The following is a 21,296-nucleotide window of genomic DNA, read 5'->3' on the forward strand; positions in this document are numbered from 1 at the left end:
GGCGGTGGAGGCGATGGCGACGCGCGACCATACCGGGGCGCAAGCCGTGGTCCGCGATCTGGCGACCCTCTATGCCGACCGTGTGGCCCTGAGCGCCGGGCGGAAGCGTCTCGACACGCTCGGCGACGCCATCCTCGATGTGGAAGACCGGCTCGGCATCGCCGAGCACGAACTCTTGGCGCCCCTCGACCGGCAGGCCCGCAACGCCATCGCGGCCGCAGGCAAGCAGGTCTCCGCCGTGACGGCGCTGAGCCCGCGCGCCATCGTCGACGTCGCCTTCGTGGTGTTCGTGGCCGTGCGGCTGCTCCGGCGGATCGCGACGATCTACGGCGGCCGCCCGGGCTTCCTGGGCTTCCTCAGGCTCGCCCGCTCGGCCTTCGCCCATCTCACGGTCACCGGCGGCATGGCCGTTGGCGAGAGCATGCTGCAGCAGGCCCTGGGCCTCGGCATCGCGGTCCGCGTATCGGCCAAGCTCGGCGAGGGCGTGCTCAACGGCCTCATGACGGCCCGCTTCGGCCTCGCCGCCGTGGCTGTCTGCCGGCCGCTGCCCTTCATCCGCGAGCCGGCCCCGCGCCTCACGGACGTGGCCGGCGAGCTTCTGCGCTCCTCGACGGAGGAGAAGGCGGGTTAGAGCATCAGCCCGAAACCGGGACCACTTTTCGGAAAAAGCCGATGCCCTAGAGGTCCTTCATGAATCCGGCGAGGCGCATCAGCCCCTCAGGCCAGGGACCGTGCCCGCTGGCGGGATTGATGTGCCCCGACTCGCCGGCATCCACCAGCGAGGCACCCCACGACGAGGCGAAATCCTCGGCTCGCTCGTAGGTGCAGTAGGGGTCGTTGCGGCTCGCGACGACCAGGGCCGGGAAGGGAAGGGGATCGCGCGGCACCGGTGCGAAACGCCTCACCGCATCAGGCAGGTTCGGTGTCTCCTCGACGTCGGGGAACGCCACCAGGATCGCGCCACGGACCACGCCCGCGGGCAGCTCCGGCGCCGCCAGGACCGTGGCGACGACGCCCAGGCTGTGGGCGATGAGCACCACGGGGCGGGTCGCCTCTGACACCGCCTCGACGATGCGCTCGCGCCAGGCATCCGGGTCGGGATTGTGCCAGTCGTCCTGCTCGACGAGGCGCCCGGTGGCGAGGCGGCCGGCCCAGCGGGCCTGCCAATGGTCTTCACCGGAGCCACCGAGGCCCGGCAGGATCAGGATGTCGCAATCGGCGGTCTTCATGCCGCTGTCGATAGCCGGCCGATCCCGATGCGTCGAGATGGGCGGGGAGATGGGTAGGTGTCAGGGCGGATCGGCGAAAGCGTCGACGGCGTCCCCCGCGAGGTTCGCCCCAGCCAACTGCTTCGCCTCGACCGTGGCGACGTCCCGCAATGAGGAGGCAAGTCCCCGGATCGTTGCTGCCAGCGACCGGGCGGCGGCCACCGCCTCAGCGAGATCCACCTCCCTGAAGCGCACGCTGTCGCCGGGGCGGCGCTGGGCGAGACGGCGCAGGTCGGCCGAGATCACGGTGGCGATCTTCGGGTAGCCGCCGGTGGTCTGCCGGTCGGCCATGAGCACGATGGGCTGGCCGCTGCCGGGCACCTGGATCGAGCCCGGAGCGGTCCCGTCCGAGACGATGTTGCCGCCGCCCGGTCCATGGCCGATGCGGGGTCCTTCCAGGCGATAGCCCATGCGGTCGGCGTGGTGCGTGACCGTGAACGACACGTCGAGCAGGGTCGCCCGTCCCTGGTCGGAGAAGTGGCCCTCCGGCGGGCCGAGCATGACCCGGATCGGTTCGTCCCGGTGGAGGGGGATCGGATCGAGGGCGTGGTCTCTACCGTTCTGCTCGGCGACGATGGCGAACGCATCCCCAGCCTGGAGCAATCGGCCCCGCACGCCGCCGATCCTAGCGCGCAGGTGGAGGGCGCGGCTACCGAGGATGGGCGCCGCCGGTACGCCTCCGGCCACCGCCAGATACCCGAACGCGCCCTCCCGCGGCGAGGCGATCTCGAGTTCGGCGCCGGCCGGGAGGGTGAAGGAGCGCATACCGATCACCGGCGCACCATCGAGGCGCACGGCCCCAAGGGCGCCTGCGAGCCCGATGCGCAGATCGCCGCCTTCGGCTCGAAAGACGCCGCCGCCGAGCCCGAACTCGACGGTCGTCGCGTCGATCGGGTTGCCCACGAGGGCGTTAGCCGCCGCCATGCCGAGTGGATCCATCGGCCCCGACGCCGAGAGGCCGTAGCGCTGGTAGCCGTGGCGCCCGCGATCCTGGAGACTGGTCAGGCCGCTGCAGCGCAGGACGGCGAGGCGCACGTCGCTCATTCCTCGATGATGTCCGCGATGCGCTCGCCCGCCGCCGCGGCGCGGTCGAGATCGTCCCAGCGTGCCGCATCGATGGGGACGAAGCGGACCCGGTCGCCGGGCTCGAACAGGAAGACCGGGTCGGATTCGGGCCGGAATGTCCGCACCGGGGTGCGTCCGAGAAGGTGCCATCCGCTCGGCGCCGCGATGCTCGCCACTAGGGCCTGGGCGCCGCCGATGGAGATCGTCCCGGCCGGCGTCACCGGACGCGGCGTTTCCCGTCGGGGCAGGGCAAGGCTGGGATCGAGGCCGCCGAGATAGGCGTAGCCGGGCAGGAAGCCGAGCATGTAGACGCGATACTCGCCGGCCGCGTGCCTTTGCACCACCTCGTCGGGCGTCATCCCGTGCCGGTCGGCCACGTCGGTGAGATCGATACCGAACGCGCCGCCATAGACGACTGGGATCCGCCAGAGCCGGCCCGCCGGCCGGCCCGGGACCGTAGTCGCGACCATGGCCATGACGGAGGCCGCGAGATCCGACGGATTGACCGAGACGGGATCGACATGGATCGTCAGCGAGCGATAGGTCGGGACCGTCTCGACGATGCCGGCGAGCGCGGCCTCGCGCACGGCGTCGTCGAGGGCCAGGACCCTGTCGTTGAGATCGGCATCGATTCTCTCGCCGAACTCGATGGTGAAGGCGCTGTCGCCGATCCAGAGGAGCCGGGCAGGCGTCGCATCCATCCGTCCCTCTTTGGGTCCCCGTGGCGATCCCGAGCGATCACCGACGAAAAAGGGGCGACGCCAGTGTGGCATCGCCCCTTCGAGAAGCAACCTCCGAAAGCGGCCTGCCGCCGCTTAGTGCGTGCGCGGACGGTTCCCTGGGGCGGCGGTCTCGGTCGGGCTCTCGGGACGATCGGCGGCTGCCTTGATAGCCTCGGGGTCGAGCGCCGTCTCGACGAACTCGCGCCCCTTGCTGGTGAGGTCGCGGGCATAACGCAGTCCTTGGCCACGCACCTCGTCGGCCCAAGGACCGACCGCCTCGTCCTCGCGGCGGGTCCGCGGCAAGAGGGCTCCGAGCAGGAGCCCGGCCGCAACGCCGACGACACCCACGAGAAGGGGATTGTCGGTCACGAAGCTCTCGACCGAGCTCTTGCCCTGGCGAAGTCGCTCGGCGCCGTCGTTGAGGCGACGGCGATGCGTGTCGCGCTGGTCCGTGGCCCAGCCGCGGGCGTCGTCATAGGCTTGCGACGCCTTGTCGCGATAATCGTTGGCAGTCTTGCTGACTTGGTCCCGAGCGCCCGTGGCCGCCGAGAGAGCCGTGTCCTTGGCGTCGTTGAAGGTCTCCGAGGCCTGGCTCGCGATCTTGGCCGCGCGGTCCTTCAAGCCCTCCGCCGTGCCGGCGGCGCTGTCGGACGCACCCCGAGCGGCATTGCGGGCCTCGTCGACCGCGCTGGTCGAACGCGCTTGTGCATTGGCGAGCGTACCGGCCGCCTCCGGCTGACGGTGGTCACCGGCCGGGTGAAGCGAATGCGTGGCCGAACTTCCACGGGGCATTCCGGCCGCCACCGCGATGTCCTCGGGGCTGGTGCCCTGCCCGCCGGTGGTCCTGTTGGTGGTGTTGGTCATCGGTCAAACTCCCGTTGTTGCGGCTGCAAGCCCATTTGCGGTGGGGCGCGCCGGCATGTTTCGAAAATCAGAGCTGCGTCTCGTCCCGAAGGCCGCTCACGGGTCGGCCGGTCGGCAGGTCGGGGTCGTAGGTCCGGTCGGCGCCGTTCCTGAGAACGGGAAGTTCCTCCGCGGCACGCTGGACCCGCCGCCGCTCGGCCTGCCGCTGGGCATCCCCCGCCATTCGGTGGATCAGCCAGCCGAGGCCCGCGGTGATCAACAGGACGGGGACAGGGTTAGTCCGGATGGCGGTCAGAACCCCGTCATAGGCACCGCTCAGCGGAGCCGACTTGCGCACGTTCCCCAGCATTTCGTCCACGATGCTGGGCACCGAGAGTCGGTCCTGGATCCTGTCGATCGTCTGGTCGAGGCGAGCGCGGCTCGCCTCAATGTCCTTCTCGAGCTCGTTCAGCGAACCGGTCATCCCGAAACCCTCTCAGACAGCGTGCGGGCGTCCTCGCGGACCTGCCGGGTCGTGCGCGTCGGAGCGAGGGTGGAGAGCGACATCGTGCTGCGTCCCCAGAGGGCGAGGCCGATGGCGACGACCAGCATGATCCCGCCGACGATCAGGGCCGCGAGCCATTCGGAATTGACCACCGTCGCCAGCCACTTCACGAGCGCGTCCACGAGGACGAGCATCGCCACGACGCCGAAGACGGCGGCCCCGACGAGCATGGCGATGCCGAGGAAGAGCGAGCGGATGTTGCTCGTCATCTCGTTGCGGAAGAGAGCGATCTCCTTACGTGCGAGATCGTTGGTCTCCCGCAGGGCGTCGCCGATGAGCGTCTGGATGCTCGATGGGGTGCCGTTCGACATCGCGGCCTCCTCAGGCGCGGTAGCCGTCGTAGCGGCCGCTTGTCTGCGACACGCTCGACGACTTGATGAAGCGGGCGACGAAGAACCCCGTCACGAAGGTCGCGACGGCCACGGCCACGGGAGCCTTGCGGGCGAATGCTTCGGCATCGTCGTAGAAATCCGAGAAGCTCCGGTTCTCGATCGAGCCGCCGAGCTGTTCCAGACCTTCCGCCGCGCTGTCGAAGAAGGCCTTGATGTTGGGCTGCTCGTCGAAGCTCTTGCTCGAATCGCGCAGGCCCTTGGCGAGATCGTGGACCGATTGCGCCGCGTCGGCCTTGCGGCGATCCACGTAATCCGTGGCATGCGTCTTGGCGGCATCGACGAAGCCGCGCCCGCGCTCAACGGCGAGGCTGGCGATCCCATCCACGTCGGTGCGCAGGTCGTTCAGGTCCGGTTGGCCCGTCGAGGCGCCGCTGGACGGAGCGGCGCTGGTCTGCCCGGGGTTCTGTGTAGCGCTCACGGAATACACTCCTTGCGGCAAGGGTTTACGTCCACTGATCGAGATGCGCGATCGGCGGACCACATGTTCTGCGGAAGTAACATCTGCGGCAGAGCGGCGGTTCCGTTCGTGCGGCAGCCCCGAAAAGGGCCGCGACGCTCTCCGCCGCCGAGGGGCCTCACGGCGCTCGATCCGCCAGCGACCGTTCTCGTCCGGAGATCCATCGAGACGGAACTTGGCAGGGAAGGCGGATGGGAAACCTGGGAATGGGAAACCTGGGGATGGGAAACCTGAGGAGGCGGAAGCCACCGGCGCTGGGCCGTTTCACGCTCTGCGATCGCGCTTTGTCACGCGGATCCTGACGACGACGTCTTGACCGATCGTGGTCAAAGGCGCTTGGCTGCGGCACGGATCACGAACGGTTTCTGCGCGTTCACTGCAGAGTTTCATGCTGGCGAAGCACGGTGGTTGTGCCGAGCCTTGAGGACCGGAGCCCATCTTCGTGGCACGCCTTGTCATCGTATCCAACCGCGTCGCGATCCCCGATGAAGGGGGCAAAGCGGTGGCTGCCGGCGGACTGGCAGTCGCCGTCAAGGAAGCGTTCAAGGCCTACGAAGGCCTCTGGTTCGGCTGGAGCGGCACGGTCACCGAGAACCCGTCTCCCGAGCCGACCCTGATCGATCGCGGCCGGATACAGTACGCCGTCGTCGATCTCTCTCCGCAAGACCATCGTGAGTACTACAGCGGTTTTGCCAATCGCGCCCTTTGGCCGATCATGCATTATCGCCTCGGCCTCGGGTCGTTCTCCCGCTCGGACTATGCCGGGTACCTGCGGGTCAACCGCATCTTCGCCCGCACCCTCGCCAAGCTCATCGAGCCCGACGACATCATCTGGGTCCACGACTACCACATGCTGCCGCTGGCCTCCGAGCTGCGCGGCCTCGGCATCGCCAACCCGATCGGCTACTTCCACCACATCCCCTGGCCCGCGGCGGACGTGTTCAACACGTTACCGGCGAGCGGCGACCTTCTGCGCGCCATCGCGGATTACGACCTCATCGGCCTGCAGACCGATCCGGACGTCCACAATCTCTCGCGCAACCTCATCGACGAGCTGCGGGCGATTCCGCTCGGTGGCGGCTCCCTCATGGTGGAGGGGCGCCGCACCCGCATCCGCAGCTTCCCGATCGGCATCGATGTCGCCGGGTTCAAGGAGGCGGCCGAAAATGCCGGGTCCAACAAGATCGTCCGCGAGACTCTTGCGGGCCTGCGCACCCGCAAGCTCCTGATCGGCGTCGACCGCCTCGACTACTCGAAGGGCGTGCCCGAGCGGATGGAAGCGGTTGACCGCTTCTTCGCCTCGAACCCCGACCAGCGCAGCAATGTCGTCTACATTCAAATCACCCCGAAGTCCCGGACCGAGGTGCCGGAATACGAAGAACTCAGCCGCGAGGTGAACCAGACGGTGGGCGAGATCAACGGCTCGCTCGGCGAGCCGAACTGGACGCCGATCCAGTACGTGACCAAGGCCTATCCGCGCCCCGTCCTCGCCGGCCTCTATCGGGCGGCCCGGGTCGGCCTGGTGACGCCGATGCGCGACGGTATGAACCTCGTGGCCAAGGAATACGTCGTCGCCCAGAGCCCGGAGGATCCCGGCGTCCTCGTGCTCTCGAAGTTCGCAGGCGCCGCCCGGCAGCTTCCCGAGGCGCTGCTCGTGAACCCTTACGACCGCTTCGAGGTCGCCGAGGCGATCCGGACCGCCCTCTACATGCCGCGCGGCGAGCGCCTCGACCGGTGGAGACCCATGGTCGAGCGCATGACCCGCGAGGACGTCGACTGGTGGGCCCGCAACTTCATGGCCGAGCTCGAGAACTTCCGTACCATCGAGCGCGAGCCACCGCGCGCGGCGGCCGCCGCCGAGTAGCGGGCGCAACGGCAACTCCCGCGTTTGACCTGACGCATCCAGGGGTTATGGATACGGCTCGTTATCGCGAGCGCAGGTACCACTCGGCATGATCGGCATCGACGACGGCGTGCCCGCTCCCCTGGGCGCGCATTTCGATGGCCGTGGCGTCAATTTCGCGCTCTTCTCGGATCATGCCACCGCGGTCGACCTCTGCCTGTTCGATCCGGGCGAGCGCCACGAGCATCTGACCATCCGCTTGCCGTGCCGCACGGAGGACGTCTGGCACGGATACCTGCGCGGCGTCTTTCCCGGCCAGCTCTACGGCTACCGCGTGCACGGCCATTGGGACCCTGCCCACGGGCATCGCTTCAACCCCGCCAAGCTCCTGCTCGATCCCTACGCCCGCGAGATCCGCGGCCGCGTGCGCTGGCATGATTCCCTCTATGGGCACCGCCGCAGCCTCCAGCGCGAGGACCAGATCGACCGGCGCGACAGCGCCATCCATATGCCCAAGGCCGTCGTCACGGCGCCCGAGACGATCATCCTTCCGCAGGCTCCCACGCGCCGCCCGCTCGCCGAGACGGTCATCTACGAGGCTCACGTCAAGGCCCTGACCCAGCGACATCCCGCGATCCCCGAATCCGAGCGGGGGACCTACGCGGCGCTGGCTCATCCGGCGATCATCGAGCACCTGCTCAAGCTCGGGGTCACCGCGGTCGAGCTGCTGCCGATCCAGTCCTTCGTCGACGACCGCTTCCTGATCGAAAAGGGACTCGTCAACTTCTGGGGCTACTCGCCGCTCAACTACTTCGCCCCCGAGCCGCGCTATCTCGGCCCCACCGGCATCGGCGGCCTCAAGGCGGCGATCCGCGAACTGGCGGCGGCCGAGATCGAGGTCTATCTCGACGTCGTCTACAACCACACCGCGGAAGCAGACCGGCTCGGCCCGACCCTGTCGTTCCGCGGCATCGACAACGCGAGTTACTACAAGCTCGATTCGCGTGATCGCCGCCGAGATATCGACTGCACCGGTTGCGGCAACACCCTCGACCTCGACCACCCGCGCGTGATGCAGCTCGTCCTCGATTCGCTGCGGCACTGGGTGACCGATTACGGCGTCGCGGGCTTCCGGTTCGATCTCGCGTCCTCGCTCGGCCGCGCCCCGCACGACTTCTCGGCCAAGGCCGCCTTCTTCCAGGCGGTGGCGCAGGACCCGGTGCTGGCGCGGATCAAGATGATCGCCGAACCCTGGGACATCGGCGCCGGAGGATATCAGCTCGGTGGCTATCCCAAGGGCTGGAGCGAGTGGAACGACCAGTTCCGCGACAGCGTCCGTGGGTTCTGGCGCGGCGATCCCGGCATGCTCGCGAAGGTGACCCAGGGCCTCTCGGGTTCCCGCGAGATCTTCGGTCCCTCGGGCCGCTCGCCGCAGGCCAGCATCAACTACGTGGCGAGCCACGACGGCTACACCCTCGCCGACGTCGTCGCCTACGAGGAGAAGCACAACCTCGCCAACGGCGAGGACAACCGCGACGGCCACGGCCACAATCTCTCGTGCAATTACGGCGTCGAAGGCGAGACCGACGATGCCGCGATCCTGGCGATGCGCGCGCGCCAGAAGCGCAACCTGCTGGCCACGATCCTTCTCGCGCAAGGCGTCCCGATGCTGCTGATGGGCGACGAGCGCTCGCGCAGCCAGGGCGGCAACAACAACGCCTATGCGCAGGACAACGAGACCAACTGGGTCGATTGGGAGACCGACCCGGACCCCGGCTTCTCGACCTTCGTGGCCAACCTCACCCGGCTGCGCCGGGAACAGCCGGCCCTGCGCCGCCGCACCTTCCTCACCGGCAACCCGATCGACCCCGATGAACCGCTGCGGGACGTGCACTGGCTCTGTCCCAACGGCGAGGAGATGGACACGACCGATTGGACCGACGACGGACGCCAGGTCTTCGGCATGCAGATCGGCAACGACCTGCCAGAGGCCGACCGGCTCCTCGTCCTCGTCAATGCCGGTGAGAATCCTTGCGATTTCACCCTGGCGACGGTGATCGGGGGTCCCTGGGCGGTGATCTTCGATACCACCCGGGCGAACGGGTCGGTCCAGGCCGGTCAGGCCCTGTTCCCGCCCGGAGGCCGCGTCAGGATCGAGGGCCGCTCCCTGTTCGTCCTGCGCGCCCGGCCGGCCGCCGCCTACGGCGCCGGTTTCGCCCGGTGGTAGGGGCCGCCTGTCGGGATTGCGATGGCCGGTCCGCCATCGCCGGACCTTCGCACGGCCCCTGACCGAGCATCCGGCGCTTCAGGCGAGATAGTCTCCGTACTTCTCCACGTGACGTGCGAGGCCGAGGCCGTGCTCGCGGACGAGGCGTTCGGATAGGTCCGCGTCGCGGGCCTCGAGGGCCTCGATGATCTGCACGTGCTCCTTGATCGAATCGGCGGCACGATCACCCTGGCGGAGCGCCGTGTTCCGGATGCCGCGGACGTGCATCAGGAGATTGCTGGTGATGTCCTTGATCACGTCGCACTGACCCAGCGAGATGATCTTCTCATGGAAGCGCATGTTGGCTTCGGAATATTCGTAGAGATGGTCGGAGGGCTGGCCCTCGAAGAACTCGGGGAAGCGCTGGCGCAGGCACTGCAGCTGTTCGTCGGAGGCGTGCTCGCAGGCCAGCCGCGCCGCCATGCTCTCCAGGGCCGACCAGGCCTGGATCATGCTCACGATCTCTTTCTTCGTCTTCTTGATGACGAACACGCCGCGGCGCGCCTCGAACCGGACGAATCCCTCCTGCTCAAGGACGGTCAGAGCTTCGCGAACCGGCGTTCTGCTCACCCCAAGGTCGAGAGAAAGTTTTCTCTCATCGAGACGAACCTCGTCGCGTTGGCTATAAATATTCATGTTGGTAATTGCTTCCTTGAGCGCGGCATATGCCAATGCACGCAAGCTCGAGGTCGCGGCGATCGTCTTTACTTGAAATGTATCGGACATCACCGTTTTTCACCGAGAAGAATTTTTCAGGACGTTCGGGCTCGAAGGCGTTTGGCAGCAGGCATGCCAAATTTGATCTTAAAAGACAAGGAAAGGGTCAGAGCGGGAATGACCATTGCACACTCGACCTTCGCCCATCCGCGCGTTTGCGATGAAGCCGCTCGGCGCGCTCATCTCTCCCATCCGACAGCGATTGCGTGAAGGCAAAAGCGATTGCTTTCCCACCCCTATCGCACCCTTGCGCCATTACCGTGGAAGGGTGCGGCATGGTTTGACAGCTGGTATGTGGTATGCCACCATTCATCGACTGTCGAGCACTGATCCGCCTGGAGTGATCACGTGCCGGCAAGTGCGGGCTTCCACGAGCGGGTTGCCGCCTGGAGCGAAGACTGTTGCGCGCGATGCATCCATTGAAACACAGGGTCTCGCTGCCTTAAATAAGATCAATAACGCACAAAACACCAATAATGTGCCGTAACCGGGAGGGTACCATCATGGATAGAAACACGGTCTCCGAACAAGAGCTCGCAGCCTCCGACGTCAGCACGAGCACATCGCCGGACAACCCGTCGAACCCGACGAACGGTCCGGTCACGGTCGAGGCCGGCGCGGAGCGGGACCTCACCGACGGTTTCCACCTCGTCATCGACGCGCTCAAGCTCAACGACATCACCACGATCTACGGCGTGCCGGGCATTCCGATCACGGATCTGGGCCGTCTCGCGCAGGCCGCGGGCATGCGGGTCATCTCGTTCCGGCACGAGCAGCACGCCGGCAACGCGGCAGCCATCGCCGGCTTCCTCACGAAGAAGCCCGGCATCTGCCTGACCGTGTCGGCGCCCGGCTTCCTCAACGGCTTGACCGCTCTCGCCAACGCCACCACCAACTGCTTTCCCATGATCCTGATCTCGGGTTCCTCCGAGCGCGAGATCGTCGACCTGCAGCAGGGCGACTACGAGGAGATGGACCAGCTCGCCATCGCCAAGCCGCTGTGCAAGGCGGCCTTCCGCGTGCTGCACGCCGCCGATATCGGAATCGCCGTGGCCCGCGCGATCCGCGCTGCCGTGTCCGGTCGTCCGGGCGGCGTCTACCTCGATCTGCCGGCCAAGCTGTTCTCGCAGGTCATGGACGCGGAGGCCGGTGCGGCCTCATTGGTCAAGGTCATCGATGCGGCTCCCGACCAGCTTCCGGCTCCCTCGGCGATCAAGCGCGCTCTTGACGTCCTCAAGGGGGCCAAGCGTCCCCTGATCGTGCTCGGCAAGGGCGCCGCCTACGCTCAGGCCGACGAAGAGATCCGCAACCTCGTCGAGCGCAGCGGCATCCCGTACGTGCCGATGAGCATGGCCAAGGGCCTGCTGCCCGACACCCATCCGCAATCGGCCGGCGCGGCGCGCTCGCTGGTGCTCAAGGATGCCGACGTCGTGCTGCTGGTGGGTGCCCGCCTGAACTGGCTCCTGTCCCACGGCAAGGGCAAGACCTGGGGCGCGCCCGGCTCGAAGAAGTTCATCCAGATCGACATCGAGCCCAAGGAGATGGATTCGAACGTCGAGATCGTGGCCCCGGTGGTGGGCGATATCGGCTCCTGCGTCTCGGCCCTCCTCGACGGCATGGGCGGTGACTGGACCCCGCCGCCATCGGCCTGGACCGACGCCATCAAGTCCAAGAAGGACGAAAACCTCTCCAAGATGGCCTCGAAGCTCAAGAAGAATTCGACGCCGATGGACTTCCACGGCGCGCTCGGCGCCCTGCGGACCATCATCGCGGAGCGGCCTGACGCGATCCTCGTCAACGAGGGCGCCAACACCCTCGATCTCGCCCGTGGCATCATCGACATGTACCAGCCGCGCAAGCGCCTGGACGTCGGCACCTGGGGCATCATGGGCATCGGCATGGGCTTTGCCATTGCCGCCGCCGTGGAGACCGGCAAGCCGGTGCTCGCTGTCGAGGGCGACAGCGCCTTCGGCTTCTCGGGCATGGAGGTCGAGACGATCTGCCGGTACGACTTGCCGATCTGCATCGTCGTGTTCAACAACAACGGCATCTATCGCGGCACCGACATCGACCCGACTGGCCGCGACCCGGGCACCACCGTCTTCGTCAAGGATTCGCGCTACGACAAGATGATGGAAGCCTTCGGCGGTGTCGGCGTCAACGTGACGACGCCGGACGAACTCAGCCGCGCGGTCAATGAGGCAATGGATTCCGGCAAGCCGACCCTCATCAACGCGGTCATCGATCCCGAGGCGGGCACCGAGAGCGGCAACATCGGCAGCCTCAACCCGCAGAGCGTCGTCAAGAAGAAGTAGCGCCGTTGCGCCACGCGACCGGAGTGGTCCGGGCCTCTCCTCCCCTTGTCGGGAGGAGTTGGAGGTGGGGCTGGACTGGGTGAACTCAGGCTGAGTCCGGCGGAACCACCTCCTCCCCCTTCCCCTTCTCCAGTAGGGGGAGGGGGAGCGCCCTTACTCAGCGCAGTCCGTCAGCGCCGACCGCCATTCCATGTGAGAGTGTCCCATGAGCAAGGCTCTCGAAGGTGTGAAGATCCTGGACTTCACGCACGTGCAATCCGGACCGACCTGCACCCAGCTGCTGGCCTGGTTCGGTGCCGACGTGATCAAGGTCGAGCGGCCGGGGGTCGGCGATGCGACGCGTGAGCAGCTGCAGGACATCCCTGACGTGGACAGCCTGTATTTCACCATGCTGAACCACAACAAGCGCTCGATCACCCTCGATACCAAGAATCCGAAGGGCATCGAGGTGCTCTGGCGCCTCGTGAAGGAATGCGACGTCCTCGTCGAGAACTTCGCGCCGGGCGCGCTCAGTCGGATGGGCCTGACCTGGGAAACGATCCACGCCGCCAACCCGCGCATGATCCTCGCCTCGGTGAAGGGTTTCGGCCCAGGCGCCTACGTGGATTGCAAGGTCTACGAGAACGTCGCCCAGTGCGTCGGGGGAGCGGCCTCCACAACGGGCTTTCGCACCGGAATCCCCATGGTCACGGGGGCGCAGATCGGCGATTCTGGTACGGGGCTAAATCTCGCTCTCGGCATCGTCACCGCGCTGTTCCACCGGACGCATTCGGGCGTCGGCCAGCGCGTCGATTGCGCCATGCAGGACAGCGTCCTGAATCTCTGCCGCGTAAAACTCCGGGACCAGCAGCGCCTCGAACGCGGGCCGTTGCGGGAATACAGCCAGTTCGGCGAGGGCATCCCCTTCGGCGATTCCGTGCCGCGCGCCGGCAACGATTCCGGCGGCGGCCAGCCCGGCCGGATCCTCAAATGCAAGGGCTGGGAGACCGATTCCAACGCCTACATCTACTTCATCACGCAAGGGCCGGTCTGGGAGAAGATCTGCGACGTCATCGGCGAGCCGACCTGGAAGACGCACCCGGATTACGCGACTCACATGGCTCGGCTTCCCCATCTCAACGAGATCTTCACGCGCATCGAAGCCTGGACGATGGCGAAGACGAAGTTCGAGGCGATGGACATCCTCAACGAACTCCACATCCCGTGCGGCCCGATCCTCTCGATGAAGGAGATCGCCGAGGACGAGGCTCTCAGGGCGTCCGGCACGGTGGTGGAGGTCGATCACCCGACGCGCGGGACATACCTGACCGTGGGAAATCCCATCAAGCTGTCGGCGAGCCCCGCCGAAGTCACCCGCTCGCCGCTGCTGGGCGAGCATACCGACGAGATCCTGCGGGACGTACTCGGCTATTCCGATGCCGAGCGTCTCACGATCCTGCAATCCGGCGCCCTCGGCGCGGCCCAGAGGATCGCTGCCGAATAGCCGATCCGGCCCGCGGTCGTCACGTTCCTCACAGGAAGGACGGAGCCCGCCGGCCGCATCGCCCGACCCTCCTCCCACCTTGCGCGGTCTCGACCTCCCGTCGATGCCGCGCATTTTTTTGGGATGTGCCCGCCGCGCTGAAACGCCGGCATCAGGCTGACGGTGCCTGACCGGTGCCCCAGGAACCCAGGGTCCGCCCATCGGCGTGGCACAGGATTTCCGCCCCGTCCGCAGGGTCCAGGGCGCCGTCCGCGGCGCCCATGGCGGCCAGCGCGACGCGGAGATCAGGATCGTGCTCGGCGCGTCGGGCGGCTGCCCGGTCGAGGCTCGTCAGCCGGCCTCCGTCGCAGCGGGCATAGACGCGGCCGGTGGCATGGTCGGCGAACCGGACGGTGGTCATTCTTCGCACGCAGTCGCGAAGGAAGGTCGCGTTCTGGTCCGGCTCCATCGATCCGGCACCGGCATAGACCTCGCGCGGGTTCCGGGCGTTGATGTTGATCTTGCGGTACCGGTCGATATCGAACACCACCTTTAGGTCGAGGATGGTCATCACGCCATTGGTGCCGAAGGCGATGGTCCTCGGTCGTTCGCCCTCCTGCACGCTGTTGTCCAGAAACTCGAAATGGACGTCCTTGTCGGCGCACAGAGCCCAGGTGAAGAAGAGCCGCGGCATGCCCGTATAGGCCTCCACGTTGTGGGCGAGCAGATCCTCGACCGCCTTGTAGCGCCCGAACTGCTCGCCGCGTTTCCACGCACGCTCGACGGTCGCTTCCGGGGGCGTGATCATGAACTGCATGTAGACCTGACGGCCGAAGCGGGTCAGCAACTGGCCCCCCGACTCCGTGCCCTGATCGACCACGAAGCTGTCGAAGCGGAACCGATCGATCAGAAGGTGCGAGATGCGACCCGCGGCGGCCTTCGATGCCATGTACTGATCGAGCTTGCCGTCGATGATCTCGACCTCGTGGCCGGTGAGCGGGCCGGCGTAGCGCCGTGCCGATCCGAGCCCGTCGTAATCGAGAAGGAACTTCCGCCACACGTCGGGGGTGATGAGTGCGAAGTCGGACCAGTCGAGCCCGAGTTCGCCGACGAGGGCGCGCTGGTAGGGACGGATCGTGCTCTTCCCGGAGGCTGAGGATCCTTTGACGTTCATGATCACCGGCCGGGACTGGGCCGGCAGGCGCCGATGGCCGTTGCGCTCGCCCGCCTCGCGGAACCACGGGTCGATCAGCTCGCCGATCCGCCTGCTCCCGTACTGGTTCGACACGAGGGTGCCGGCCAGCATGGCGAGGAGCGCCTTGTCCTTGATGAGGAATCCACGCCGCCGCAGGATCGCCGAGACGACACTCTGCAACGCCGTACAGGTTGCCGTCGCCAGCGGGTCGTCGGACTCGGCTGCCCTGGCCCTCCACGCGTCGAGGTGGCGCAATGCGCGCATCTCGGGCGACGTGGCGATGTCGGGACCCGTCGGCCGCTCGGCTGTCCCGAAGAGAGATCGCCAGGTCCGTAACCCGCGTGGCGCCGCCGGCGTAGCGCCGGAGCCCTCGCCAAGCATCGCCGATACCTCGCGGTCGAGGATCGCGGCGGCATCCGCCCGGATTTTCGCGAACAGGTGTGTGACCTCGTCCCAGCGAGAGGCGGTGACCGCGCTCAGGACGGTCGCCACCATGGCGCGGAAGTTCACGCCGAGATCGCCATAGGTCTGGCCCATCGGAACCGAGAGGTCGGCCATCACCCGGATGAGCACCTCGTGGATGACGAGTCGTTCGGCCCGAAACCTGACCAGTGACGTCAGGGGCAGGCCTGAGACGTCGCTCAGTTCGAGGGCATCCCCGAGGAGGGTCTCGACGTTCTCGGGCCGGAAGACGGTCGCCAGGGGCAGGACCACACGGGGCAGGCTCGATTCGATGCCCGGGTTCCAGGGCCCGAACTCGCAAGGGTCCGTCGCGACCGTCTGGTCCTGCATCGACATGACCTGCCGCTCCCGAATGCAGGCCCCTGCGCGGCGGGCGGGCGACACCACATTCGCACGCATCGCGTCGCGAAGAGGCGGCCGTCGCCTGTTCCGTTGCACCTCAGCCGAAGATCGGCTCATGGGCCCTCAGCGGCGCATGAGCCTGTCTCGCCTGCGGGGCGATACGTCGTGACCTGCGGCTCAGGCCGCGCTCGTCTTATCGAGGGCTTCTAGGCGCAACTGATAATCGTCACCCCAGAGGGTATCCGCCTTCGCGTACCAATCAGGCTCGAAGAACGTCTCGCTGTCTGCTTGGCTCTTCCAGATGCAGACGACGAGCAGTCTCGCGTCTTGGACTTTCACGTGGCGGCTCACCAGCCCCTGCGTGATGCCGACGGTCGGGCACATGTCGATGCTCGACATGGAATAGTTGTTCTCGTCATTGAACGTCACGGGACATTCGAGGATCGCCAAGTAACTCATTGGACTGTCGTCCCTCCTATCGGCCGATCACGACGCACCTCTGAGAGACGAGGGCCGTCGGGTAGTTCGGCAGCGATGGCATGAATGGAAAGCAGGGAACAGAGGCACTCGTCCGGGGCAGTGACACCCGCGCACCACCTTCAAGCTCCGCCCCTTCGTCATAGGATGTGTATTCGATCGGGCATGAGGTCAATGCACCCCGGCGAACTAACCGGACGGTCGGAAGATGGCCGGTTTTGTGCGGTGCAATAGGGCGATGCATTCCGCAGAACCGGCCCAACACTTGAGAGAAGCTGCCGTCACACCATGCGAGGGAATCTCGTGCGATGCTCGATCCATCAGGCCGGTACACCGGCCGCGAGAGCAGGCCGCGGCGCCTCGGCCCCGTCCACCGCGCCGGCCAACATCTGGGCGACGAGGTCGGTCTGGGAGACGATGCCGATCAGCTTCTCATCCGTTGCCACGACGGGCAGGTGATGCAGCCCAGCCGTCGACATCCACATGACCAAATCGGAAATCGGCGTCTCCGCCCGGGCGGTCCGCACCGGTGAGGTCATGATGTTCTCGATGCGGCCCGGGACGCTCCCGAGCCATCTTGTCGAGAACGTCCGTCCGCGTGACGATCCCCAGGATCTGGGCTGTTTCGTCGGTGACCGGAGCGGCACCGATCCGTCAGGCGTCAGAAACCAGAACGGCGCGCTCAAGGCGCGCCGTTCCGAGCCGAGCCAACGAAGCGTCAGACGGCCTTGGCCTGGTGAAGCTGCTCGATCTGCTGCTGGGTGTAGCCGAGGTCGAGCAGAACCTCATCGGTGTGCTCGCCGAGCAGCGGCGAGGCCTTCACGTCGACGGACATGTCCGAGAACTTGATCGGGCTGCCGACGGTGAGATAGCTGCCGAGCTTGGGGTGCGGCACCTCGACGACGGTGCCGCTGGCGCGCAGCGACGGGTCGACCGAGAGTTCCTTCATCGACAGCACCGGCGAGCACGGGATGTCGAACTTGCGCAGGATGTCGACCGCCTCGAACTTGGTCTTGTCGGCGAGCCATTCCTCGATCGTCTTGAAGACGTCGAAGATCTTGTCCTGACGGGCACGGGCGGTGTTGTAGGCCGGGTCATCGATCCACTCTTCGCGGCCGATCGCCTTGCAGATCGGCGCCCAGGCATGGCCCTGGATCGTGAAGTAGATGTAGGCGTTCGGGTCGGTCTCCCAGCCCTTGCACTTCAGGACCCAACCCGGCTGGCCGCCGCCGCCGGCATTGCCGCCGCGCGGAACCACGTCGGTGAACTCGCCGTGGGGGTACTGGGGGTACTCTTCGAGGTAGCCCAGCGCGTCGAGGCGCTGCTGGTCGCGCAGCTTGACGCGGCAGAGGTTGAGCACGCTGTCCTGCATCGAGACGGCGACCTTCTGGCCCTTGCCGGTCTTGTCCTTCTGACGCAGTGCCGTGAGGATGCCGATGGCGAGATGCATGCCGGTGTTCGAGTCGCCGAGCGCCGCAGCGCTGACGGTGGGCGGGCCGTCCCAGAAGCCGGTGGTCGAGGCGGCGCCGCCGGCGCATTGCGCCACGTTCTCGTAGACCTTCAGGTCTTCGTAGTGGTGGCCGTCCGAGAAGCCCTTCACCGAGGCCAGGATCATGCCCTCGTTGAGCTCTTGGATACGCGCCCAGGAGAAGCCCATCCGGTCGAGCGCGCCGGGGCCGAAATTCTCGACCATGACGTCGGATTGCCTGATCAGGGTCTCAAGGACTTCCTTGCCCTCGGGGGTCTTGGTGTCCAGCGTCAGGGAGCGCTTGTTCGAGTTGAGCATCGTGAAATAGAGGGCGTCCGCGTCCTCGACGTGCCGCAGCTGCGTCCGGGTCACGTCACCGGAGCCGGGGCGCTCGACCTTGATCACGTCGGCGCCGAACCAGGCCAGCAACTGCGTGCAGGCCGGGCCAGCCTGGACGTGCGTGAAATCGATGATCTTGATGCCTTCGAGCGGCTTGCTCATCGTGACGTTCTCCCTTTCGGTGGTGGATTGGCGGTTGTGGTGGACGTGGGTGGACCCAGTTCGCTCCGGGGCCTGTTGTTGGGCATCGTTCGGCGGATCGGCCGGCGTCACGCGAACCTTATCAAGTGAGCTTGCTCAAGCGACCTTGGCTTCCAATCGCGCTTCGAGCTCGGCCAAGCGCTGGCGCATCTGGCGTTCCTCCGTCCAGCGTTTGGTCTCGTCGCGGATGATCGCGGCGATCCCGGTGACGGCTCCGTCGGCGCCGTGGAGTAGACCGACCGTGAAAGCGATCGACAAGGTGTGGCCGTCCTTGTGAATCGCCGGCACACGCAACGTGTCGGCGCCGTAGCGGGTCACGCCGGTGCGCATGGTCTTGGCATAGCCGTCCCAGTGGCGCTGGCGCTGCCGTTCCGGCGTGATCAGGTCGAGCGACTGGCCGATGGCCTCGGCTTCAGAGAAACCAAAGATCCGCTCCGCCGCCCGGTTCCACACGACGATCGCCCCGTCGGCATCCGACACGACGACGGCATCGCCCGCAGCTGCAACCAGATCTCCGAAATCGACCGCGTGTGACATGTCCTCGCCGAAGGCTTCCGTGCTAATCCTGGATCGAGGGAAGCCCTCGGCCGCCCGTTTGCCGCCGTCAGGCTGCGGTTGCTCGACGCCCTGTGCCACGAAAGACAATCGAGATCGCGTGAGTGCCCGATCGCGTTCGTGGCCCATGTATCGGGATGCTGCAATCTCGCATGGATCTGGCCTCCCTGATCTGACAGGGCAACTGTTTCTTGCCCGATCCGCAAACGTGTACTTGTTTTTCGTACCTGCTTGTTGTTGGTATTTGGTATGCCACAGGGGCTTGGTTGTCAACCGACGGCAGCCTTCGCGTAGGGCACGTTCGATGGCGAAGGTGGCGGGCCGCCATGGTCGAACGGTCCAGGACGCCGGCAGTCTCCGCGTGCCCTCGGGTCGACATGATCGACGCAAGTATCGTTCTGGCGGATCATGCGGATCGCTGAGGAGAGGTCGAGATGGCAGAGGGTCCCAGGATCAGGATCAAGCAGATCGAGAGGTACAGGTTCGAGGTCGATTTCGGAGCGTCGCACCCAGGCCTCCTCGTCGACGAGGCGGAGCCCATCGGCGAGGGGGAGGGACCGTTTCCCGAGCAGATCCTCATCGCCGGGGTGACCAACTGCCTGTGCGCCAGCCTGATGTTCGCCTCCGGCAAGTTCGGGCAGGACGTCCAGGGGATCGAGGCCGAGGCGAGCTGCCGGGTGGAACGCAACGCGGATGGACGCCTGAGGATCTCCGGCATCGACGTGGCGATCCAGTTCGGCGCGGCTGCCGACGCGGTCCCGCGGATCGACAAGGTCCTCGCGCAGTTCGAGAGGTTCTGCACAGTCTCGGAGAGCGTGAAGGCCGGAATCCCCATCACCGTCGCCGTGCGCGACGGTGATGGCACCCGCTTGAAATGATCGCTCCAGAGCGAAACAGGGAAGGATACGCCGATGACCAAGACCGATCGCCCGGACGTGCAAGGGCTCGCACAGGAACCCGAGGATCTCGCCCGCCTGTTCAACGAACGGGCCAATGCCGGGGATGTCGAAGGGCTCGTCGCACTCTACGAGCCGGATGCAGTGGTGGCCGCGGGCGCCGTGGTGGCGACCGGACACGCCGAGATCCGGCGCTTCTACACCGACCTCCTGTCGCGGCGATCGGATTTTCCGAGCGTGGAAACCTTGCCGGCCCTGCGCAACGGCTCCATCGCCATGACCTTCGCGCGCCTGCCGAACGGAAATCTCTCCGTCGAGACGGTACGCCGTCAGGAGAACGGCGGCTGGCTGTGGGTCATCGACCAGCTGAAGATCAAGCCGCTCGCGCCCGCGAAGGAGGGGTGACCCGCGCCGTTGGACATGGATGGATGCGGGACGCGTCCTCGGCGTTCATCCCCCGAAGGCTCGAGAAGGACAGGGCTGCCCCATGATCGATCCCCGCTTGGCCGGCCGGCTCGACTTCGCGCATCGGCTTCCGACGAAGCCGCCGCTGCCGCCAGGACGCAATGCCCTCGGGCTGTCCGAGACGCGCGACGCCGTGCTCGTCGTCCCCGAGGGTCTCGATCCGCGCAGGCCGGTGCCGCTCGTCGTGCTCTTCCACGGCGGCGGCGGCAGTGCCGAGAAGATCCTGCCGATGCTCGAGGCGCATGCGCGGGAGCGGGGGTTCCTGCTGCTGGCGCCCCAATCCCTGTTCCCGACCTGGGACCTCGTGATCGGCGGCAACGGGCCGGACCGCGAGCGCCTCGATCTCGCCCTGGCGGAGGTCGCGTCCCGCTACATGCTCGATCCCGGCCACCTCGTCTTCGCCGGCCATTCGGATGGTGGGAGCTACGCCCTCTCCCTCGGGCTCGCCAACGGGCATGTGGTGACTCACATCGTGGTCTCGTCGGCCGGCTTCATGTCGGTGCATGTGCAGGTGGGCGCGCCGCGCATCTTCATGTCCCACGGTACTCAGGACGAGCAGATCCCTATCGACCGCAGCGGCCGGGTTCATTCCGCCCTGCTGGCCCAAGCCGGCTACGACATCACCTATGTCGAGTATGACGGCCCGCACGCCTATCAGGCGGCCGTCGTCGTGCAGGCTGTGAGCTTCTTCCTGGCCGACGCGGCGGAGGCGCCGACGTAAGCGATCGGACCCGGTCTGTCATTCGGTCCGACGGAGCCGGCACGCGCGGTCAGAACTCCCAGGTGACTCCTGTCCGGACCACCCGGGCGGGGATGCCCGCCAGGGAGACGTTCGGCGGGAAAGCGTCCCGCACGACGGACCTCATTCCCACGATGCTGTCTCGCCCGATGACCGCGTTTCGCAGGATCGTGACATCGGCCGCTGCCCAGACGTGATCGCCGATCGCGATGTCGGCCGCGGGGTTGACGCGGTCGCCCGTC

Annotated in this window: 22 protein-coding genes; 8 read left to right on the forward strand and 14 right to left on the reverse strand. The window is 66.7% G+C overall.

Features of this window, described 5'->3' with window-relative positions; translation table 11 throughout:
* Positions 1 to 631 (forward strand): TIGR01620 family protein (locus tag ACFE7U_RS01365; protein ID WP_375407930.1); only part of this gene is annotated, 631 nt, incomplete at its 5' end.
* Between the two features lie 46 nt (positions 632 to 677).
* Here the strand turns inward: ACFE7U_RS01365 and ACFE7U_RS01370 are convergent.
* From ACFE7U_RS01370 to ACFE7U_RS01400, 7 genes are all read right to left on the reverse strand, one after another.
* Entirely contained in the window at positions 678 to 1,229 is a 552-nt protein-coding gene (locus ACFE7U_RS01370; protein WP_375407931.1) for an RBBP9/YdeN family alpha/beta hydrolase, read from the reverse strand.
* 60 nt (positions 1,230 to 1,289) lie between these two features.
* Positions 1,290 to 2,312, reverse strand: coding sequence for a biotin-dependent carboxyltransferase family protein (locus ACFE7U_RS01375; protein WP_375407932.1), 1,023 nt, complete (start codon positions 2,310 to 2,312; stop codon positions 1,290 to 1,292).
* Entirely contained in the window at positions 2,309 to 3,034 is a 726-nt protein-coding gene (pxpB, locus tag ACFE7U_RS01380) for a 5-oxoprolinase subunit PxpB (protein WP_375407933.1), read from the reverse strand. Before pxpB ends, ACFE7U_RS01375 begins: the two co-directional genes overlap by 4 nt.
* Before the next feature lie 114 nt (positions 3,035 to 3,148).
* Positions 3,149 to 3,919, reverse strand: coding sequence for a hypothetical protein (locus ACFE7U_RS01385; RefSeq protein WP_375407934.1), 771 nt, complete (start codon positions 3,917 to 3,919; stop codon positions 3,149 to 3,151).
* 67 nt (positions 3,920 to 3,986) lie between these two features.
* Positions 3,987 to 4,382, reverse strand: a complete 396-nt coding sequence (locus ACFE7U_RS01390; RefSeq protein WP_375407935.1) for a DUF3618 domain-containing protein — start codon at positions 4,380 to 4,382, stop codon at positions 3,987 to 3,989.
* The gene (locus ACFE7U_RS01395) at positions 4,379 to 4,774 is read right to left on the reverse strand and encodes a phage holin family protein (RefSeq protein ID WP_375407936.1); all 396 of its coding nucleotides are present in this window, start codon (positions 4,772 to 4,774) and stop codon (positions 4,379 to 4,381) included. Before ACFE7U_RS01395 ends, ACFE7U_RS01390 begins: the two co-directional genes overlap by 4 nt.
* Before the next feature lie 10 nt (positions 4,775 to 4,784).
* Positions 4,785 to 5,273 carry a hypothetical protein gene (locus ACFE7U_RS01400; protein WP_375407937.1) on the reverse strand — a complete coding sequence of 163 codons (489 nt, stop codon included), beginning with the start codon at positions 5,271 to 5,273 and terminating at the stop codon, positions 4,785 to 4,787.
* A gap of 481 nt (positions 5,274 to 5,754) precedes the next feature.
* On the opposite strand from ACFE7U_RS01400, the gene ACFE7U_RS01405 reads away from it, so the two are divergent.
* The gene (locus tag ACFE7U_RS01405; RefSeq protein WP_375407938.1) at positions 5,755 to 7,176 is read left to right on the forward strand and encodes a trehalose-6-phosphate synthase; all 1,422 of its coding nucleotides are present in this window, start codon (positions 5,755 to 5,757) and stop codon (positions 7,174 to 7,176) included.
* A gap of 88 nt (positions 7,177 to 7,264) precedes the next feature.
* Complete coding sequence (gene glgX / locus ACFE7U_RS01410; RefSeq protein ID WP_375407939.1) at positions 7,265 to 9,382, forward strand: glycogen debranching protein GlgX; 2,118 nt, start codon at positions 7,265 to 7,267, stop codon at positions 9,380 to 9,382.
* A 78-nt stretch (positions 9,383 to 9,460) separates the two neighbouring features.
* Here glgX and ACFE7U_RS01415 read toward each other — a convergent pair whose 3' ends face one another.
* The gene (locus ACFE7U_RS01415; RefSeq protein WP_375407940.1) at positions 9,461 to 10,147 is read right to left on the reverse strand and encodes a GntR family transcriptional regulator; all 687 of its coding nucleotides are present in this window, start codon (positions 10,145 to 10,147) and stop codon (positions 9,461 to 9,463) included.
* A gap of 494 nt (positions 10,148 to 10,641) precedes the next feature.
* On the opposite strand from ACFE7U_RS01415, the gene oxc reads away from it, so the two are divergent.
* Together oxc and frc (ACFE7U_RS01425) are read left to right on the forward strand one after the other, a co-directional pair.
* The gene (oxc, locus tag ACFE7U_RS01420) at positions 10,642 to 12,453 is read left to right on the forward strand and encodes an oxalyl-CoA decarboxylase (RefSeq protein ID WP_375407941.1); all 1,812 of its coding nucleotides are present in this window, start codon (positions 10,642 to 10,644) and stop codon (positions 12,451 to 12,453) included.
* 205 nt (positions 12,454 to 12,658) lie between these two features.
* Entirely contained in the window at positions 12,659 to 13,936 is a 1,278-nt protein-coding gene (frc, locus tag ACFE7U_RS01425; RefSeq protein WP_375407942.1) for a formyl-CoA transferase, read from the forward strand.
* A gap of 151 nt (positions 13,937 to 14,087) precedes the next feature.
* Here the strand turns inward: frc (ACFE7U_RS01425) and ACFE7U_RS01430 are convergent, their stop codons facing one another.
* The 5 genes from ACFE7U_RS01430 to ACFE7U_RS01450 form a co-directional block, all read right to left on the reverse strand.
* Positions 14,088 to 15,902, reverse strand: a complete 1,815-nt coding sequence (locus ACFE7U_RS01430) for a hypothetical protein (RefSeq protein WP_375407976.1) — start codon at positions 15,900 to 15,902, stop codon at positions 14,088 to 14,090.
* A 189-nt stretch (positions 15,903 to 16,091) separates the two neighbouring features.
* The gene (locus tag ACFE7U_RS01435) at positions 16,092 to 16,373 is read right to left on the reverse strand and encodes a hypothetical protein (RefSeq protein ID WP_375407943.1); all 282 of its coding nucleotides are present in this window, start codon (positions 16,371 to 16,373) and stop codon (positions 16,092 to 16,094) included.
* 338 nt (positions 16,374 to 16,711) lie between these two features.
* On the reverse strand, positions 16,712 to 16,930 hold the full coding sequence (locus ACFE7U_RS01440; protein ID WP_375407944.1) for a CBS domain-containing protein: 219 nt from the start codon (positions 16,928 to 16,930) through the stop codon (positions 16,712 to 16,714).
* Between the two features lie 179 nt (positions 16,931 to 17,109).
* The gene (gene frc, locus ACFE7U_RS01445) at positions 17,110 to 18,360 is read right to left on the reverse strand and encodes a formyl-CoA transferase (RefSeq protein WP_375407945.1); all 1,251 of its coding nucleotides are present in this window, start codon (positions 18,358 to 18,360) and stop codon (positions 17,110 to 17,112) included.
* Positions 18,361 to 18,495: 135 nt separating this feature from the next.
* Complete coding sequence (locus tag ACFE7U_RS01450; protein ID WP_375407977.1) at positions 18,496 to 18,936, reverse strand: PAS domain-containing protein; 441 nt, start codon at positions 18,934 to 18,936, stop codon at positions 18,496 to 18,498.
* Between the two features lie 452 nt (positions 18,937 to 19,388).
* On the opposite strand from ACFE7U_RS01450, the gene ACFE7U_RS01455 reads away from it, so the two are divergent.
* The 3 genes from ACFE7U_RS01455 to ACFE7U_RS01465 all read left to right on the forward strand — a co-directional run bounded on the left by ACFE7U_RS01455 (position 19,389) and on the right by ACFE7U_RS01465 (position 21,036).
* Entirely contained in the window at positions 19,389 to 19,832 is a 444-nt protein-coding gene (locus tag ACFE7U_RS01455) for an OsmC family protein (protein ID WP_375407946.1), read from the forward strand.
* Positions 19,833 to 19,865: 33 nt separating this feature from the next.
* On the forward strand, positions 19,866 to 20,255 hold the full coding sequence (locus tag ACFE7U_RS01460; protein WP_375407947.1) for a YybH family protein: 390 nt from the start codon (positions 19,866 to 19,868) through the stop codon (positions 20,253 to 20,255).
* 82 nt (positions 20,256 to 20,337) lie between these two features.
* Positions 20,338 to 21,036, forward strand: a complete 699-nt coding sequence (locus ACFE7U_RS01465) for an alpha/beta hydrolase (RefSeq protein ID WP_375407948.1) — start codon at positions 20,338 to 20,340, stop codon at positions 21,034 to 21,036.
* 49 nt (positions 21,037 to 21,085) lie between these two features.
* Here ACFE7U_RS01465 and ACFE7U_RS01470 read toward each other — a convergent pair.
* Positions 21,086 to 21,296 (reverse strand): acyltransferase (locus tag ACFE7U_RS01470; RefSeq protein ID WP_375407949.1); only part of this gene is annotated, 211 nt, incomplete at its 5' end.

It is taken from the genome of uncultured Methylobacterium sp., assembly GCF_964251405.1.
In the GTDB taxonomy this organism is placed as follows: Bacteria; Pseudomonadota; Alphaproteobacteria; order Rhizobiales; family Beijerinckiaceae; genus Methylobacterium.